This is a genomic window from Amphritea sp. GJ51-11 (assembly GCF_055808735.1).
Genome location: NZ_CM147881.1, coordinates 3,518,357 through 3,536,237, shown reverse-complemented (window position 1 = coordinate 3,536,237; position 17,881 = coordinate 3,518,357). Strand labels below are relative to the sequence as shown.

Below are 17,881 nucleotides of genomic sequence, written 5' to 3'. Positions count from 1 at the left end.
TGCCTAATCGACCGGCGGAAGATGGGATGCTCTATGAATACCGGGTCGATGGTCCGTTTTGGGGTGCATTGAAACGTGAACTATTGCTTTCTTATCGACGTAAAAGTGATCTGGTTAATCCGCTGATTTTCTTTTTAATGGTGGCAACACTGTTCCCATTGGGCGTTAGCCCTGACCCAACCTTTTTGGCTGATGTGGCGCCGGGAGTGGTATGGGTAGCAGCGTTGTTAGCAACGCTGTTGTCGATGGATAGTTTGTTTCGCTCTGATTTTGAAGATGGCACCTTAGAGCAAATTTTATTGAGTCCGCAGCCACTCTATTTGGTGGTGCTGGCAAAAGTGTTGGCTCACTGGATGTTGACCGGTTTGCCGTTAACTATTTTGGCTCCATTGCTGGGGGTAATGTTATTTTTACCCGGTGATGGTATGTGGGGACTGGTGCTGAGCCTATTGCTTGGCACGCCTACCTTAAGTTTAGTGGGCGCGATTGGTGCCGCACTGACCGTTGGTTTGCGCAAGGGTGGGGTGTTAATCTCACTGTTGGTTCTGCCACTGTATATTCCGGTGCTGATTTTTGGCAGTGCGGCGGTACAGGGGGCAGTGACGGGATTACCCTTAGGCGGGTATCTGGCGATTCTTGGGGCCATGTTGTCTCTGGGATTGGTGATGGCTCCGTTGGCAATCGGTGCAGCATTAAGAATTAGTGTGAGTGGGTAAATCCCCGAAAGGTTGAAATATGGCTGAAAAGAAGTGGATGCCACGTTGGTTTTATCAACTGGCTTCTCCCCGCTGGTGTTATGACATTACCGGTAAATTACTACCGATATTTACGATAGCGGCTATCCTATCGCTCGTGGTTGGTGTTGCTTGGGCGTTAGCCTTTGCTCCTGCAGACTATCAGCAAGGCAATAGCTTTCGCATCATCTATATCCATGTACCGTCCTCTATTTTGGCGCAGTCCTGTTATATGTTGATGGCAGTAGCTGGCGCGATTGGCCTGATCTGGAAGATGAAAGTGGCCGATATGGTCGCTAAATGCTGTGCTCCGATCGGTGCCTCTATCGCTATTTTGTCATTGGCTACCGGTGCCATTTGGGGTAAACCGACCTGGGGCTCTTGGTGGGTCTGGGATGCACGTTTGACCTCGATGCTGATTCTGTTTTTCCTCTACCTAGGCATTATCGCTCTCAACTCAGCCATCGAAAGTGAACGGACTGCGGCGCAATCGACAGCCGTGTTAGCGCTGGTGGGGCTGGTGAATATTCCCATTATCAAATACTCCGTTGACTGGTGGAATACGCTGCACCAGCCAGCAACCTTTAAATTGACCGAACGCCCGGCGATGCCTGCAGAGATGTGGGTGCCATTGTTGGTTATGGTGATCGGTTTCTATTGTTTTTTTGCAGTCGCCATGATGTTGCGGCTGCGCAATGAAATTATTCAGCGTGAGCGTCGTAGTAGCTGGGTGCGCGCCCTGATCACTGGTTGAGGATATTAGTTTGAGTTTCGAATCGTTTGCCGAATTTATCGACATGGGTGGTCACGGCCTCTATGTCTGGCTGAGTTATGCGATCGCCTTGGTGGTGATAGTGATCAATATAGTCAATCCGTTGATGCAAAAGCGTCAGATTTTTACTGAGCAGGCCCGTCGGCTGCGCAGGGAGAAACAAAACTCATGAACCCTAAACGTAAGCAACGTTTGATCATCGTACTTTTTATTGTATTCGGGGCCGCGACGGCGGTTGGGCTGGTGATGTATGCCCTGAATCAGAATATCAATCTGTTTTATTCCCCTACGGATATTGTTGAACATAAAGCACCTGAAGGTACCCGTATCCGGGCTGGCGGTATGGTGGTTGAAGGCAGTGTTAAACGGGATACCCAGAGTTTGTTAGTGACCTTTGATATGACTGATTATGCCAATAAGGTCACTGTTACGTTTACTGGTATTTTGCCGGATCTTTTCCGTGAGGGGCAGGGTATTGTGGCACAGGGTGAGATGAATAGTGACGGCGTGTTTGAAGCGGTTGAAGTGTTGGCCAAACATGATGAAAACTATATGCCACCTGAAGTGGCTGAAGCGTTAGAGAAGGCCGGTAAGATGCCGGAACAGATGCGCGCTAAGGGAGCCCAGCCACTATGATTCCTGAATTAGGACAATATGCGCTTATTCTGGCGCTCTGTATGTCTGCTCTGCTGGCGGTTGTGCCGATGGTGGGCGCTTCAATTGGCAATACCCTGATGATGAATTATGCCCGGCCTTTGTCGGTGGGAATGTTTTTCTTTTTGGCGATTAGTATTGTTTGTTTAGGCTATTCGTTTGTCGTCGATGATTTTTCCGTGGTGTATGTGGCGACCAACTCAAACACCTTATTACCTTGGTATTTTAAGGTCAGTGCGGTTTGGGGAGGGCATGAAGGCTCTTTGCTACTGTGGGTGTTTATTCTCAGTGGCTGGACGGTCGCGGTAGCATTTAAAAGTAAAAACATGCCGATAGAGATTGTTGCCCGCGTGCTAGCGGTGATGGGGATTGTAGCGGTTGGCTTTACCCTCTTTACCCTGATGACCTCGAGTCCGTTTGATCGTCATTTGCCAACGTTTCCACTTGAAGGTGGCGATCTAAACCCATTGCTGCAAGATATCGGTCTGATTATTCATCCACCAATGCTCTATATGGGTTATGTGGGTTTTTCGGTAGCCTTTGCTTTTGCTATCGCAGCGCTGCTGACAGGTCGTCTCGATTCGGCATGGGCCCGTTGGTCACGGCCTTGGACCAGTATTGCTTGGGCTTTCCTGACCCTAGGTATCGGTTTGGGTAGCTGGTGGGCTTATTACGAGCTTGGCTGGGGCGGCTGGTGGTTCTGGGACCCTGTTGAAAATGCCTCATTTATGCCTTGGTTAGTGGGTACCGCACTGGTGCACTCACTTGCGGTAACGGAAAAGCGTGGGGTGTTTAAAAGTTGGACAGTGCTGTTGGCTATCTTTGCCTTCTCGCTGAGCCTGCTGGGTACTTTCCTCGTGCGTTCTGGTGTGTTGACCTCGGTGCATGCTTTCGCCTCTGATCCTGATCGCGGTTACTTTATTCTGGCACTATTGGTGATTACCATCGGTGGTTCCCTGATTCTCTATGCCGTTAAAGCGGGTAATGTGAAGAGCGAGTCTAGCTTTTCATTATTATCTCGGGAAACACTGTTGTTGCTGAATAATATTTTACTTGTTGTATCCGCCATGATGGTGCTGTTGGGCACGATCTATCCGTTGATCGTAGATGCGATGGGGTGGGGGAAGATTTCGGTTGGACCGCCGTATTTTAATTCGCTGTTTATACCTTTGATGTTGCTGATCCTTGGCGCGATGGGGGTTGGCGTTGCCGCTCGCTGGCGCGAGACCTCACTGACATATCTGTTGCAACAGCTGTGGTTACCCGCGGTACTGAGCTTAATCGCCGGACTGTTATTTCAATACTTCTATGCTGAGACCTTTAATCTGACGGTCGCCGGTGTAATGACCTTAGTCTTCTGGGTGGTCTTTACCAGCATCAAGGATTTTTGGCGCAAAATAGCCGGCCGCAGTCATCTGAAAAAAGCGTTAACCGGTATGTCTCGCAGCTATATCGGTATGATATTAGCTCATACAGGTATTGCCGTAACGGTTGTTGGCGCGCTGATGGTCAGTGTTTATAACGAAGAGCGTGACCTGCGGATGGCGCCCGGTGATGTACTGAATTTCAGTGAATATCAGTTTGAGTTTTTGGGCGCGCAGAAGAAGCAGGGGCCTAACTATACCGCCGATATGGGGGTTATCCGGGTGCTTTATAAAGGCGATTTTTATGGCGAGTTGAAGCCGGAGAAACGTTTCTATCCTGCCCGAGGCAATGTGATGACCGAAGCGGATATCGATCCAGGTTTGTTCCGCGACCTTTATGTGGCGCTGGGCGAATCTCTAGGGAATGGTGCTTGGGCTGTACGTGTCCAGTACAAGCCCTTTGTTCGCTGGCTCTGGTTGGGTGGCTTGCTGATGACCGCTGGTGGTTTACTGGCAGCGACAGATCCTCGATACCGTAAACAGGCTCGGCGCGAAGCTGCCCGAGCCGCAGCTTGATTAAGTGTTTCAATAGGTATAACGATGCGTCGATTAATTGTTATTTTTCCCCTAGTGCTATTTGTGGCTCTTGGGCTGTTTCTTTGGAATGGTATTGGTAAAAATACCGAAAGCATACCTTCACCACTCATTGGTAAAGCGGTGCCTGAGTTTAGTTTGTCTGATCTGCTGGATGAGCAACAGACCATTACCGCTGCCGACCTGAAGGGACGCCCTGCACTGCTGAATGTTTGGGCAACTTGGTGTCCTACGTGTAAGGCGGAGCATGCTCAGTTAAACCGTATGGTTCAAAATGAAGGGATTACAATTTACGGGGTTAATTATAAGGATGATCGTGAGAAAGCGAAGGTCTGGCTGGATAATTATAGAAATCCCTATGCTCTGAATATCTATGACCCAGAAGGCAAGCTTGGGCTGAATCTAGGGGTTTATGGCGCGCCGGAAACGTTCTTATTGGATGCTCAAGGGGTTATCCGTTACAAACATATCGGCGCTATTGATGAGCGGGTCTGGAATGACTTGCGTGAGCGTATGCAATTGCTGGAGGTTAACTGATGATCCGGCATGCTTTGTTGGTCGTGTTACTTAGCTTTAGTTCGTTAGTGAATGCGGCCATCGATACCTATGAGTTTAAAGATGACGTCACTCGTGAACGATTTCAATCGTTAGCGGCAGAGCTGCGCTGCCCTAAGTGTCAGAATCAGAATATTGCCGATTCTAATTCGCCGATTGCTGAAGATCTGCGTAACGAATTACACCGCATGTTGGAAGAGGGGGCTGACGATCAGCAGGTGATTGATTTTATGGTCGGTCGGTACGGCGAGTTTGTACTGTATCGTCCACGGATGACCGAACAAACCTATTTACTCTGGTATGGTCCCGCAGGTTTGCTGGTGATCGGCCTCGTGGTGGTTTTGTTGGTCAGTGGTAAACGAAAAAAAGCTGAGCCGGGCAAGCCTAAGGCTAATCTGAGTGATACGGAAAAACAAAAGCTCGATGAGATATTGAAACAGGAACAGAATAAATGACGGCGTTATGGTTAGGTATTGCACTGCTTTCACTGCTGGCAGTGGCATTTGTTTTATTTCCGGTTTATCAAGGACGTCGATCCGAAACACAGAGCCAGGTGGATGTTGATCGCCGCGCACTGAATATCTCAATTTATGAGGAGCGCCTCGCCGAACTTAAAAGTGAGCGCGCTGCGGGTAATCTCGATGAGGAGAACTACGCGCCTCTGAAATTAGAATTAGAGCGTAACCTGTTACAAGATGTGGATGATACGGTTGCCTCCTCGAGTAAACCGTTGTTAGTGACGCAACGGGCGGTTATCACGGCCTTTTTATTGGCGGTGTTGGTACCCTCGATGGGTTTAGCTATTTATAGCGAGCATGGACGTTCCGGTGATCTAGCGGTGGCGATGAATGGACCGGTTGATCCTTTTAATGGTAAAACCCCGACTGTTGAAGAAGCCATTACTGCGTTACAGAATCGTCTTGAGCAGTCACCAGAAAATCCTGAAGGTTGGTATTTACTGGCAAACACCTTTATGAGTATGCAGAATTATGCTGCAGCGGCAGATGGTTATAGCAACGCGCTAAAATACTTGCCGGAAGACGCGCCGCAATATGCCGGTGTTAATGGTCAGTATGCGCAGGCACTGTTTTTTGCTAATAATGGCCAATTGAATGACCAGATTAATGCTGAAGTAGAGAAAACCTTAGCGCTTGATCCTTTTGATGTTACGGCTTTAGGGCTGCTTGGTATTGCGGCTTATGAAGCTGGCGACTATCGAGGGGCGATGGCGTTTTGGCGTAAAGGGCTGCGTAATGCAGCGGGTGATCAAGCCGACTCACTGAAATCCGGGATTCGTTCGGCGCGCGATAAGCTCGTTGCTGCAGGCGAAACCGTTCCTGATATGCCCGAATTGGCTGAGGTTAAGCTACAATTAGCTGTAAGCCTAGATCCTGAGCTGCGAAGCCGGGTAACACCGGACATGACCGTGTTTATTTTTGCTCGCCCAGTAGGTGGAAGGATGCCGTTGGCGGCGAAGCGTTTGACGGTGGCGGATCTGCCGTTGACGGTGGTGTTAGACGATACTACTTCTATGAGTCCCCAAGCTAAGCTTTCCGGGGCTGAAACCGTTGAACTAGTAGCACGGATATCGGCCTCTGGACAGCCGACACCTCAGCCGGGAGATCTCAGTGGGATTATTTCTTCTGTTGCTGTTCATGGACAAGTTGATATATTAGAGCTGTCGATCGATCACATTGTGGAATGATTGACCAAATCTGGCGCAGGAGTATCTCTGCGTTCGGCATATAAATTAGATGAAGGGTAATATCAGGCAATGGAATTAGGATTACGCGAATGGCTGATTATCGGTGGCGTGATAGTTGTTCTCCTGATTGTGTTGGATGGTTGGCGCCGGATGCGCGGCAGCAGTAATCGACTAAAGATGAAGATCGATAAATCATTATCGGACCTTCCCGATTTGCCTGAAGAGTCATCTTTCAATCCCGAACTACCCGGTGGCGGTGCGCGTGTGGTTAACGGCTATGGCGAGCCTCCGAGCGCCCGTCAAGAGCCGGTATTTAGTAATGACCCCCAGCCAGCAGCAGAGCCTGGGTTTAATGATCTTAATCTCTCACCGGTCAGAAAAGCTAAGCCTGATTCAAGCAAGATGGATGCAACGGTTGTCGCTACTAAGGCGCCGGTAAAGTCGCCTGTTAAGCAGTCTGCAGCGGCCAATAATCGTTCATCAAGTGATAATGTCCCTAAGCTAAATACGGCTGCCAAGCCTGTAATGTCACCAACTCAGCCATTAGTGACCAAGCCGGTAGAGCCTGCGTCTGCTTTTGTGCCGGAACAAGATCCACTGTTTGCATCAGCCGATAGCTTTCCTCCACATCATGATGGTCCCTCATTTGATGAAATGGATGAAGGTGTTTCAGCGGTACGTGTAGTCTCTGCTGAAGTACCAGCTAATGCTGATAAAATGCCTGAGCAAACCACGGTTGGGACTACAAGTACTGCGGAGTTTGTTGATAACGCTATTCCTTATACTGAAGTTGACGATGTCGAAGATATTCCGATGGTGCAGCATATTGTTAAGCCAGAGGTTGTCGCTCAATCGATTGAAACCGATGATCAGCCCGACATTGACGATATGTTTGCCCTCGATAATGATCCTGAACTTAATGCCGATAAAGGGCATAAAACTTCAGCGTATGCCGTTGAAGAGGACAATCTGATAGATTCTTTACCCGCTGGTTTCCAACTGAATGCTAGGGATGAAGCTGCAGCGGATGACGATGAACATGAATTTGATTATACCCGTCCGGTGAGTGAGCTGATGCGGCCGAAGCGGGAAGATAATAATCAACTGCAGCAAACCATGATGGATCTGCCAGAACACCCAGAGATATATCAGCGGCGGGTTGACTCTGTTGCAATGGTTGATAAATCGATAGCTAATGCGGCGCCCCGCGATTTTGTAGCTGAAACGCAGCGACCATCAGAGCATTTCTCGGCCATTGATGATGAAGAGCAAACTGAACTGACAGGATTGTTTACGGATGAGCAACCTGATGCTGCGCCAGCGCCTCCAGCAAAACCAATATCTCAGCCGCCAGCGGCTAAAGCCAAAGAAACGGTCGAGCTAGATAATAAGGCTGATCCAGCGATAGGCATTAAAGGCCAATCACTGCAAAAGATCCCTGAAGCCGACAAGGTGTTGGTTATTTCGGTGGTTGCTTCTGAAGGTGAAAGTAGTTTCTCAGGTCGCAATCTGCTGCAAATCTTGTTGGCTTGTGGCATGCGCTATGGTGATATGAAAATTTTCCATCGTTACGAAGATGGGCTCGATAAAGGCGCGATTCAGTTCAGTATGACTAACGCACTTGAGCCGGGCTATTTTGATATCGATACTATGGATAGCATCGAAACCCGAGGTGTCACTTTCTTTATGTCGATGGAAGAACCTCGCGATGTGATGAATGCCTATGAGTGTATGTTGGCGACAGCTTCGGCGGTCGCCAAGAACTTGCACGGCGTACTGCTGGATGAAAACCGTTCGACCATGCGCGATCAGACCAAAGAACATTATCGTGAACGTATTCGCAAATTTGAAATGCGTAAGCTGAAAAAAACGACAACCGCCTGATAGTCCCAGATAAAAGCCGATGAAACCCGATACCTCTATGACGCCGTTGCTTGAGCAACTGCGCGACCAATTACGCCATTACAATTACCAATATTATGTGCTTGATGATCCTCAAGTGCCTGATGCTGAATATGATCGGCTGTTTCAACAACTGAAAAAACTGGAAGATGAACATCCTGAACTGATTACTTCAGACTCACCCACACAACGGGTGGGTGCGGAACCGCTGACTGCCTTTACTCAGGTACGGCATGAGATGCCAATGTTATCGCTGGATAACGCCTTTTCAGCGGAGGATATGCATAGCTTTGAAAAACGACTACGCGATCGTCTCAAGCTGGATGAAGACACTCCGTTGGTGTTTGCTTGTGAGCCAAAGCTTGATGGTATTGCGGTTAGTCTGCTGTATGAAAATGGGCGGTTAGTTCGTGGCGCTACTCGAGGGGATGGCAGTACCGGGGAAGATATCACGCTCAATGTTAGGACCGTTGAATCAATTCCATTACGATTGATGGGCACTGGCTACCCTGAGCGACTCGAAGTGCGCGGTGAGATTTATATGCCGCGCAAGAGTTTTGCTCGACTCAATGAAGAAGCGCTGCAACGAGGGGACAAGCCTTTTGTTAATCCGCGTAATGCGGCGGCGGGTAGCCTGCGTCAGCTCGACCCTAAAATTACCGCACAACGATCACTGGAAATGTGTTGTTACTCGGTGGGCGTAGTCAGTGGTGGCGAACTTCCAAGCAGCCATGAGGCTATTCTACGGAAATTGGCGACCTGGGGCCTGAAAATCAATGCCGAAATGGCGGTGGTGCAAGGTGCAGAAGGCTGTTTGGCGTATTATGAGTCGCTCTCAGAGCGGCGTAATCAGCTTGCTTATGAAATAGATGGGATTGTATTCAAGGTTAATGATATCGCGCTACAGCAGCGCTTAGGGTTCGTCTCAAGGGCGCCTCGCTGGGCCATAGCGCATAAGTTTCCGGCACAGGAAGAGATCACGATTGTGAATGCGATTGAATTTCAGGTGGGCCGGACCGGGGCGATTACACCGGTGGCCCGTTTGGAACCGGTCTTTGTTGGTGGCGTAACCGTGAGTAATGCTACGCTGCACAATATGGATGAGGTGGAGCGACTGGGTGTGAGAGCGGGGGATAGTGTCATTATTCGCCGCGCTGGAGACGTGATTCCGCAGGTTGTTTCGGTGGTCTTAGAGCGCCGCCCGGCTACAACGGTGGCAGTGCAGTTGCCAGAGCGTTGTCCAGTGTGCGATTCTGAAATTATTCGGGTAGAGAGTGAGGCGGTGGCACGTTGTTCGGGAGGTCTGAGCTGCGCCGCGCAGCGTAAAGAAGCGTTAAAGCATTATGTGTCCCGTAAGGCGATGGACATTGATGGGCTGGGTGAAAAGCTGATCGATGGTTTAGTCGAAAAGGAGTTGGTGCATAGCCCCGCAGACCTCTATCGCTTGGGTCACTTACAACTCGCCAGTATGGAGCGGATGGGCGATAAGTCAGCCACTAAGCTATTACAGAGTATTGATAACAGTAAGGCGACGGAACTGGCTTATTTTATCTATGCGTTGGGTATCCGTGAGGTCGGTGAAGCGACTGCGCGAACCTTGGCGATGCAGTTTGGTTCTCTTGAAGCGGTGATGGCGGCAAGCGAAGAAGAGCTACAAGCAACACCGGATATTGGGCCGGTGATGGCGCAATATATTGTGAGCTTTTTTCATCAAGTACATAACCGTGAAGTCATTGAAGCGCTACGGGCTGCAGGGGTTCACTGGCAGGATGTTGAGGTGGATCAGAATGCGCAACCCTTAGCCGGGCAAACATGGGTGCTCACTGGCACGCTGGAGCAGATGCCTCGTACTGAAGCTAAAAAACAGTTATTGGCACTGGGGGCAAAAGTGGCCGGTAGCGTATCGAAAAAAACCGATTGTGTGGTGGCTGGCCCAGGCGCGGGTTCCAAGTTACAGAAAGCAGAAGAGCTGAATGTGCCCGTTATGGACGAAACGCAGTTAATGGCGTTACTGGCGGAATACAACGACTAAGAGGGACGACAGATGCATAGGTTGAGGTTTTACAGATCAGTACCCGTATGTTTACTGAGTATTTTGCTTTTGCAAGGCTGTAGTGATATTGCTCAGGTGGTGCCTGAGCGATTTGTAAAACCGGATAATCTCTTTTGTCGTGGGTTATATCAGAATAACGATTGGCTCGATGCCGCCGTTGCCACTGAAAACCACTGGGGTCTACCGTTGCACATTGCCTTGGCCGAGCTAAATATGCCGGTGGGTACGCAGGCGAGCGAATATATCAAACCCTCTTATACCGACTGGGAAGAGTATCGTTTGGCGAGTGAAAACTGGGATGCATCGGTGGCCGATATCACCACTGCGCTAGATTTTCTCGGTTGGCATGCGCAGATGGCCAGCCAGCGTAATGATCTGACGATGAACCAAGCAGGTGAGCTTTATATCGCCTCAAGAATCGGCCATGGTGGCTTGCGACGCTTGGAGTATCATCCTGATCAGCTATTACTTGAACAGGCGGATGCTGTTGAGCAACGGGCTACACAATACCGGGAAGATCTTAAGTCATGTCCGCGTATCAGTGAACGTGCCGATAGCTTTTTTCGTTGGCCTTGGTAACGATGATTATTCCGTGGGAACAACTGCAACCCGATACGCTAACTAGTCTGATTAAAGAGTTTGTCACCCGTGATGGTACTGATTATGGTTTTAGCGAAACTTCACTTGATACGCGCATAGAGCAGGTTCGGGCTAAACTGAGAAACGGTGAAGCCGTCGTTTTGTTCAGTCAGAGTACAGGCCTGTGCAATATAGTGGCTCGTGAACTTTTATAGTTGAACGGGGTATTATGATGGATCAGTTAGAACAGATTACTGCCTTAATTGCGTTAACCATGGGTGTCGGCTGGGCGAGTGGTATCAACCTTTACGCCACCATTTTAATGCTTGGCTTAGCGGCGAACATGGGGCATTTTCAGTTGCCTAGTGGATTGGAAATTATTGCTGATCCTATGGTGCTGATGGCTGCAGGCTTTATGTATTGTGTTGAATTTTTTGCTGATAAGATCCCCGGTGTTGATACGGGGTGGGATGCCCTACATACCTTTATTCGTATCCCTGCAGGAGCCGCGTTGGCTGCTGGTGCGATGGGCGATATGAATGAAGCGGTGATTGTCGCCGCCGCCTTAGTCGGTGGCTCATTGTCGGCGACCAGTCACGCTCTTAAAGCGGGTGGACGGGTGATGATCAATACCTCTCCCGAACCGGTTACTAACTGGACGGCCTCTATTACTGAAGACTTAGCCGTCTTTGGTGGCTTATGGGCGGCACTGAACTATCCGATTGCGTTTCTTGTTGGCTTGGTGCTGTTTATTGCATTAGTTATCTGGTTGTTGCCGAAAATCTGGCGTGGGGTACAAAAGGTCTTTGCTTTTTTGGCAGGCTTATTTGGCGGGCAAAAGGATACCATCAATCTCAGCGAAGAAAGCGTGCTACCCCACCGTAAACCTTAATATAGCCGCGTGTTTAACGGCTATCTAACCACTCGTTATTGATGAGCGATTGTAATAAATCCGTGCGGGTGATGATCCCTTTCAGGTTACCGTTTTCATCGACAACTGGAATACAGCTAAGCTGATGTTCGACACAGCTGACAGCTAATTGTCGGATATTCGTGTCTGGTGTCGCAGTGATGACTTGTTTTGAATAGCAGCGATCAATGGTGTCTTCGATACTATGTGGTTGAGCCCCTTGATAGCTAAGATATTGTAACAGTAGCTTTTCGGTGACGATTCCCATCAATCGACCCGTACCGGAGAGCACCAGTAGATGGCTGATGGAATACTGTTTCATTTTGTATAAGGTTGATTGAATTTTACTGCCTTCCAGTACGGTCTGTATCGGGTATGACATGACCAGTGAAGCCGGAATATAGGAGCGCGGCTTGACTAAGTTAGCGTCATCGCCGCCGGTTTGGCTATAAGCAGAGGCCGCTTTGCGAGCATTTCCCTGGATGCTGGGGCTGGTTTCATGATGCTGGGCTTGGTCGACCATCTCTTTTTCATGGTCTCGTTCACCGCCGGCGGGTGCTGTATTTGCTGACGCACCCGTCTGCTCTACGCCGCCAGGCATAAATAATGATTTAACCGGTGTCTTGATACGATAACCCTGATCGTAAATAACCAATGCCATAACGATTCACTACTGCCATAACTGAATGATAAGTACTATATCGCCCGTCTGATCAAATTCTTGATGATGAACCTTGCCGGATTGAGTTTATCGATTAGCTCTTTTTCCAGCGGTAACGGTTCGTTTTCAAGCATCGCAGCGATAAGCTCTCCACTAATAGGACAACTAATAAGCCCTTTAGATCCATGAGCAAGGTTAACAAAGAGTCCCTGATGGTGTTGAGGTGCTGTATCAATTAGGTTTTTTGCATCGTGCCGTAGCCGAGCATAATCCTCTATGAAAGCGCTATAGATTGGAGCTGGGCCAACGATCGGCAGTTTGTCGGGTGAGGCACAACGGAAACCGACACGGCCGTTTAAGGTATTTTGGCTATGATATTGCGTCAGTGCTGTGCCGAGGTGGGGAGCCATGTTCGAGATTTTTTCAAGATTATGCTGGTGGCCTGATTCGCGGATATCCGTTGCTGCATCTTTAAGATCGAAGGTTGCACCAAAGCAATAGCGGCCCTCTTGAGGGGGTGAAATATAGCCTTCGCTACATAGGACGGTCTTGAGAGCGGGCAAACCGGAGTGTTCATGGGTGATAGATACCTGCCCACGGATATTTTGTACCGGCAGATGGTTAGTTTGCTCGAAATAGACGCTGTCGGCAGCGGAGGCGATAACGGTCACCGCTGCTGATAGTGCTTGTCCATGTTGGGTATAGCAATGCCATTGATGATCATCCCGTACAAGTCGATTGATCTGGGTGTTAGTCATGACCGTGATGTTTGGGTGCTCGCATAACCACTGACACAGCAGTGGTGGCGTCACCCAGCCGGCTTCAGGAAAAAACAAACCACTGTTACTCACAGCGGTGCCCGCAATATCAGACGCTTCCCGCTGCTCGACATAGCGAACCACGGAGTTAGGGTAGTTACCGGACTCAGTCAGTTTCTGATGCTTGGCCTGTTCTTTCTCATGAGCGGCTAGCTGTAATAAACCGCAGGGTGACCAGATATCGTTGCGATTAGCTAGGTTCTGCGTCAGAAAATGACTGCTATACAGAAAGCCTGATAGATGGATACGGCTGGTTGGGATTGGCTCAATCGGCAGCTTTGCATACAGAGCACCTTGATGATTGCCTGAGCCTTCAGCGGCAATCTGTGAATTCTTATCCACAAGGGTCACTTTCCAGCCACGCTTAGCTAATGAATGGGCCGTTGAGCAGCCCGCGATACCTGCACCGATCACGATAGCGGTTTTCTCACTGCTGTGTTTTAGTGGCAATCGCGCCCATGCAGGGCTTTCCGGCGGATGTGAATCAGGTTTGTCTGCGGTAAAAGTGCCCACGAACATCTCTCGTTTACGACCAAAGCCGGTTACTTTTTTTACCGTAAATCCCACATCTCGCATACCGCGCTTAACTACGCCTGCACAAGTAAAGGTGGAAAAGGTTGTCTCAGGTTTACTGAGCCGACCGAGTTGCTGAAATAGTTCAGGGCACCACATCTCTGGATTTTTTGCTGGCGTAAAACCATCAAGGAACCAGGCATCTACTTGAGCGTCGAGCTGACGATAACAATCAACCGCATCACCCAGCATCAAGGTCAGCGTAATACGATCGTCATCAAAAAAGTTGATGAAATCCCGGTGAATGACATGGATACTGGACAATCAGTTGCTCAGAGAACATGCTAAGCTCTGGCCATAGGGCGAGGGCTTTTACCAGATCATTCTTAGTGATGGGATATTTCTCAACACTGATGAAATGTAGCTTGGCGTCAGCCGCGGATTGTTCGTTAAACAGCTTCCAAGTGGCAAGAAAGTTAAGCCCCGTACCGAAGCCCGTTTCGCCGATCGTGAAGGTATTAGCTGTCGCAAAGCGTTCGGTGAGTTGGTTGCTATCGTGAAACACGTGCTTGGTTTCGGCCAAGCCATCATCGATGGAGAAGTAGATGTCTTCAAATAACGGAGATGTCGGTGTGTCTGACAACCAATTGAGGGTTGATGAGCAAAATTTAGGCATTGTGATCATTGTTAATGGATTTGTGGCGTTATTATAGTGGTTCTGTGGCTTTTTTTATAAGTGAAAACGTATATTATATGTGTCATTTGTTTTTTACTTGAACTTTTTTGGGCTGATTCGATTACACTACTGGTATCTTGTATGAGTGGTAAAGGGGTTATGTTAGGTAAAAAGTGATTGTGTTATATAATTTATTTTAAAGTGGGGTTTTATATATTTTAACAGTAGGAGATGATTATGAATGTATTGCACTTAGTAGCTGGGAACTTGTCCGGAGGGGCTGCTAAAGGGGCGTATTCATTACATCTGGGTTTAATTCGTGAGGGTATAGAATCACAAATATTGATCACGAGTGAATTGTTAGAGGATAAACCTTTCATTAAATCAATTTCCGAAAATGAATTTGAAAAGTTTTTAGCCTTGTTACGTGCTAAGTTAGATGGTTTTCCTACTAGATTTTATAGGAAAAAGCCGAGTACTATCTTTAGTGTTGGGGTTCTAGGCTATGATTTTACAAATACTAAGGAGTATAGAAAGGCTGATATTATCCATTTACACTGGATAAATGCTGGTTTTGTGAATGTTAAAATATTAAAGAAAATAAAAAAACCTATCGTGTGGACTCTGCGTGACATGTGGCCTATGACTGGAGGGTGTCATTATTCAATGGGTTGTGATAAATATATTGATGGGTGTGGCGCATGCCCTCAGCTTGGTTCAACTAGAAAATATGATTTATCAAGTTATATAATTGCAAGAAAGAAGAAATACTTACCTAAAAGTATAAAAGTAGTAGGTATAAGTGAATGGATAAGTGATCAAGCAAAGAATAGTTATGTTTTCTCCGGTTTTGATGTAAGAACTATATCAAATAATATTGATACCAATGATTTTTTTGCTGTTGAAAAAGAGATGGGTAAGTCAATTATTGGAATAAAAACAAATAAAAAAATATTATTATTAGGTGCTCAGTCTCTTGATGATTATTATAAAGGTATATCTAAAGCGTTGGAAGCATTGCAGTACCTTAACTCTGATGAATACTTTGTTTGTTTTTTTGGTAGTGTTTCTTGTGAAATAGAAAATAAAATTGAATTTGAGTTTAAAAGTTTAGGGTTTATTAACGATATACTAACATTGAGGTTAATATATTCTGTGGCTGATGTTTTTGTTGCTCCAAGTATTATGGAGGCATTTGGAAAGACAATTGCAGAGGCGATGGCGTGTGGTATACCTGTTGTTTGCTTCGATGCAACAGGACCAAAAGATATTGTTGATCATAAGATTAATGGTTATAAAGCCTATCCATATGATGTAGAGGATTTAGCAGTAGGCATTGAGTGGGTTGCAAAAAACCCAAACTGGCTAACGCTTAGTGATAATGCCCGACAGAAGTCGGTATCTAGTTTTGATAATGGGATTATATCGAAGAAATATCATGAACTTTACAATATGATTTTAGATAAAAGCTGATAGTTTTTGTTTATTTTATATATTGATATTGTTTTTTGAAAGTTTTTTCTGTTATATAAGTGATTTTTATTTGGTTTTGGGTTTTTTGTGATGCTCTCAGTTATTACTGTAACCTATAATGCATTAGGATTTCTTCCAAAGCTTGTTTCAAGTTTAGAGGAACAAACGTCAAAAGATTTTGAATGGATTGTGGTTGATGGAAACTCATCTGATGGAACTGTGGAATATTTGAACGATATTAAGTCGCTCAATATGAAATTTATTTCTGAAAAGGATTTTGGTATTTATGATGCGCTTAATAAAGGTATTGGTTTGATTTCTAATGATTATTATTTAGTTGTTGGCGCTGATGATATTTTATATCGAGATGCCGTAGAAAAATATTTGATTGAAATTGAAAAGAGTAATGCGGATATTATTGCCGCGATGATTGATGTTAATGGTAAAATGGTAAGGCCAAAAAATGGTTTTCCTTTGGTGAATAATCAATGTGCATATGTGTCAGGTCATGCTGTTGGGTCCGTTTTTAAAAAATCACTGCATGATCGGTTTGGTTTTTATTCAAATCGACTACCCATCGCGGCTGATCATTTATTTATAAAGACAGTAGTTGAAAATGGAGGAGAGGTAAATAGAGCTGACTTCGTTGCTGGTGAATTTTCTACTTCGGGTGTTAGTTCAAAAGATTTATTAGGGTCTCTTACCGAAAACTTCAGAATACAAATGGAAACTAAAAAGAGATTTATTAGTATTTTTATTTTTATTGCTCGTTTGCTTAAAAATTATAAAAAGTTATAGTGGTTTTAGCTTATGAAAGTTTCAGTTGTTATTCCTGCTTATAATTCTGAATATTCTATTCTTGAATGTATTGAGTCCGTTGTTTTGCAAACATATCAAGATGAAATTGAAATTATTGTCGTTGATGATGGGTCATATGATTCAACATCTTTGATTGTTCAAGATATTAGTCGGAATTATTACTTTAAACGTACCATTAATATGATATCGCAAGTAAATAAAGGTGTTTCTGTTGCAAGAAATATTGGAGTAAAAAATGCTACTGGCGAATATATAGCATTTTTAGATTCTGATGATTTTTGGCATCCGCAAAAGCTAGAGATAGTAATTAGAGAAATGGTGGGAAATGGTATATTGATTTTAGGTCATGAATTTACACTTTTTGATAATTTCAATTATGATTTTCTGGATTGTAAATGCGATAATAAGCGTATTGCTTCATGTAGTATTTTATTAAAAAACTTTTCAGTTACACCTTCTGTTGTTGTTAAGAAGTCCGCTTTTTTTTATTTTGATGAAACATTGCGATATTCTGAAGACCATGAGTTGTGGATGCGTACTTCCTTATACGTTCCTGTTTATTTTTTATCTTTGCCTTTGGTTGTGCTTGGAAGACCTTCTCTAACGGCCGGGGGGCTAAGTCATGCTCGATTTAAGATGAGGCTAGGTGAAATGAAAATGTACTTGAGAGTATCTAGAGTTAAATATTCTTTATATCTTATGGTTCCCTTTCTTTTTTTATTTTCATTAATAAAGCATTTTTTTTGGAAGTAAAGATTTTATTAAGGAAGTTTATTTATTGAATAGGTAGGTGGCTTTTTATTTAGTTGTTGAGGAAGATTTTTGGAATATAACAGTTGTGCAATTTTATTAGCTGCCTATAATGGTTTTGACTACATTAAAGAGCAGGTTGAGTCGATTGTTAATCAAGTTGATGTTAACGCTATGATATTTATCAGTGTTGACTTATCGCAGGATGAAACTTATCAATGGTGTCGTCAGCTAGAAAGTGAAAGAGATAATGTTATAGTCCTACCCTATGGCGAAAAGTTTGGTGGAGCTGCAAAGAATTTTTTAGGCTATTTAGAGATGTAGATTTTAAGGAATTTGATTATATTGC

The 17,881-nt window shown here is 45.9% G+C and carries 20 protein-coding genes; 17 read left to right on the top strand and 3 right to left on the bottom strand.

The window, feature by feature from the left end; all coding sequences use genetic code 11:
• Positions 1–26: 26 nt before the first annotated feature.
• From ccmB to AC0L4K_RS15830, 13 genes are all read left to right on the top strand, one after another.
• The gene (gene ccmB, locus AC0L4K_RS15890; protein WP_473269234.1) at positions 27–716 is read left to right on the top strand and encodes a heme exporter protein CcmB; all 690 of its coding nucleotides are present in this window, start codon (positions 27–29) and stop codon (positions 714–716) included.
• A gap of 19 nt (positions 717–735) precedes the next feature.
• Positions 736–1,488, top strand: coding sequence for a heme ABC transporter permease (locus tag AC0L4K_RS15885; protein ID WP_417223822.1), 753 nt, complete (start codon positions 736–738; stop codon positions 1,486–1,488).
• 10 nt (positions 1,489–1,498) lie between these two features.
• A complete protein-coding gene (ccmD, locus tag AC0L4K_RS15880) occupies positions 1,499–1,678 on the top strand; it encodes a heme exporter protein CcmD (protein WP_417223824.1) in 180 nt (59 codons plus the stop codon).
• The gene (ccmE, locus tag AC0L4K_RS15875; protein ID WP_417223825.1) at positions 1,675–2,142 is read left to right on the top strand and encodes a cytochrome c maturation protein CcmE; all 468 of its coding nucleotides are present in this window, start codon (positions 1,675–1,677) and stop codon (positions 2,140–2,142) included. Before ccmD ends, ccmE begins: the two co-directional genes overlap by 4 nt.
• On the top strand, positions 2,139–4,100 hold the full coding sequence (locus AC0L4K_RS15870; protein WP_417223827.1) for a heme lyase CcmF/NrfE family subunit: 1,962 nt from the start codon (positions 2,139–2,141) through the stop codon (positions 4,098–4,100). Before ccmE ends, AC0L4K_RS15870 begins: the two co-directional genes overlap by 4 nt.
• A gap of 24 nt (positions 4,101–4,124) precedes the next feature.
• Positions 4,125–4,655 (top strand): DsbE family thiol:disulfide interchange protein, encoded by a 531-nt coding sequence (locus AC0L4K_RS15865; protein WP_417223829.1) that lies wholly within the window; start codon positions 4,125–4,127, stop codon positions 4,653–4,655.
• The gene (locus AC0L4K_RS15860; RefSeq protein ID WP_417223831.1) at positions 4,655–5,128 is read left to right on the top strand and encodes a cytochrome c-type biogenesis protein; all 474 of its coding nucleotides are present in this window, start codon (positions 4,655–4,657) and stop codon (positions 5,126–5,128) included. The genes AC0L4K_RS15865 and AC0L4K_RS15860 overlap by 1 nt, the downstream gene beginning before the upstream one ends.
• Positions 5,125–6,378, top strand: coding sequence for a c-type cytochrome biogenesis protein CcmI (ccmI, locus tag AC0L4K_RS15855; RefSeq protein WP_473267138.1), 1,254 nt, complete (start codon positions 5,125–5,127; stop codon positions 6,376–6,378). Before AC0L4K_RS15860 ends, ccmI begins: the two co-directional genes overlap by 4 nt.
• A 69-nt stretch (positions 6,379–6,447) precedes the next feature.
• Positions 6,448–8,262 (top strand): cell division protein ZipA, encoded by a 1,815-nt coding sequence (gene zipA, locus AC0L4K_RS15850; protein WP_473267135.1) that lies wholly within the window; start codon positions 6,448–6,450, stop codon positions 8,260–8,262.
• 19 nt (positions 8,263–8,281) lie between these two features.
• Entirely contained in the window at positions 8,282–10,312 is a 2,031-nt protein-coding gene (gene ligA / locus AC0L4K_RS15845) for an NAD-dependent DNA ligase LigA (protein WP_473267134.1), read from the top strand.
• Positions 10,313–10,324: 12 nt separating this feature from the next.
• Complete coding sequence (locus AC0L4K_RS15840) at positions 10,325–10,912, top strand: transglycosylase SLT domain-containing protein (protein WP_473267132.1); 588 nt, start codon at positions 10,325–10,327, stop codon at positions 10,910–10,912.
• 2 nt (positions 10,913–10,914) lie between these two features.
• Entirely contained in the window at positions 10,915–11,127 is a 213-nt protein-coding gene (locus AC0L4K_RS15835; protein WP_473267131.1) for a YheU family protein, read from the top strand.
• A gap of 14 nt (positions 11,128–11,141) precedes the next feature.
• On the top strand, positions 11,142–11,804 hold the full coding sequence (locus AC0L4K_RS15830; RefSeq protein WP_473267129.1) for a DUF4126 domain-containing protein: 663 nt from the start codon (positions 11,142–11,144) through the stop codon (positions 11,802–11,804).
• A 13-nt stretch (positions 11,805–11,817) separates the two neighbouring features.
• On the opposite strand, the gene AC0L4K_RS15825 is transcribed toward AC0L4K_RS15830, so the two are convergent.
• The 3 genes from AC0L4K_RS15825 to AC0L4K_RS15815 are packed head-to-tail and all read right to left on the bottom strand — an operon-like array spanning position 11,818 to position 14,490.
• Complete coding sequence (locus AC0L4K_RS15825) at positions 11,818–12,483, bottom strand: CBS domain-containing protein (RefSeq protein WP_417223841.1); 666 nt, start codon at positions 12,481–12,483, stop codon at positions 11,818–11,820.
• A 35-nt stretch (positions 12,484–12,518) separates the two neighbouring features.
• The gene (gene mnmC / locus AC0L4K_RS15820) at positions 12,519–14,138 is read right to left on the bottom strand and encodes a bifunctional tRNA (5-methylaminomethyl-2-thiouridine)(34)-methyltransferase MnmC2/FAD-dependent 5-carboxymethylaminomethyl-2-thiouridine(34) oxidoreductase MnmC1 (protein WP_473267127.1); all 1,620 of its coding nucleotides are present in this window, start codon (positions 14,136–14,138) and stop codon (positions 12,519–12,521) included.
• On the bottom strand, positions 14,092–14,490 hold the full coding sequence (locus AC0L4K_RS15815; protein ID WP_473267125.1) for a hypothetical protein: 399 nt from the start codon (positions 14,488–14,490) through the stop codon (positions 14,092–14,094). The genes mnmC and AC0L4K_RS15815 overlap by 47 nt, the downstream gene beginning before the upstream one ends.
• Positions 14,491–14,727: 237 nt before the next feature.
• On the opposite strand from AC0L4K_RS15815, the gene AC0L4K_RS15810 reads away from it, so the two are divergent.
• The 4 genes from AC0L4K_RS15810 (at position 14,728) to AC0L4K_RS15795 (ending at position 17,856) form a co-directional block, all read left to right on the top strand.
• Positions 14,728–15,963, top strand: coding sequence for a glycosyltransferase (locus AC0L4K_RS15810; protein WP_473267123.1), 1,236 nt, complete (start codon positions 14,728–14,730; stop codon positions 15,961–15,963).
• 90 nt (positions 15,964–16,053) lie between these two features.
• Entirely contained in the window at positions 16,054–16,761 is a 708-nt protein-coding gene (locus AC0L4K_RS15805; RefSeq protein WP_473267121.1) for a glycosyltransferase, read from the top strand.
• 12 nt (positions 16,762–16,773) lie between these two features.
• On the top strand, positions 16,774–17,535 hold the full coding sequence (locus tag AC0L4K_RS15800) for a glycosyltransferase family 2 protein (protein ID WP_473267120.1): 762 nt from the start codon (positions 16,774–16,776) through the stop codon (positions 17,533–17,535).
• A 69-nt stretch (positions 17,536–17,604) separates the two neighbouring features.
• Positions 17,605–17,856, top strand: coding sequence for a glycosyltransferase (locus AC0L4K_RS15795; protein ID WP_473267118.1), 252 nt, complete (start codon positions 17,605–17,607; stop codon positions 17,854–17,856).
• The last annotated feature ends 25 nt before the right edge of the window (positions 17,857–17,881 follow it).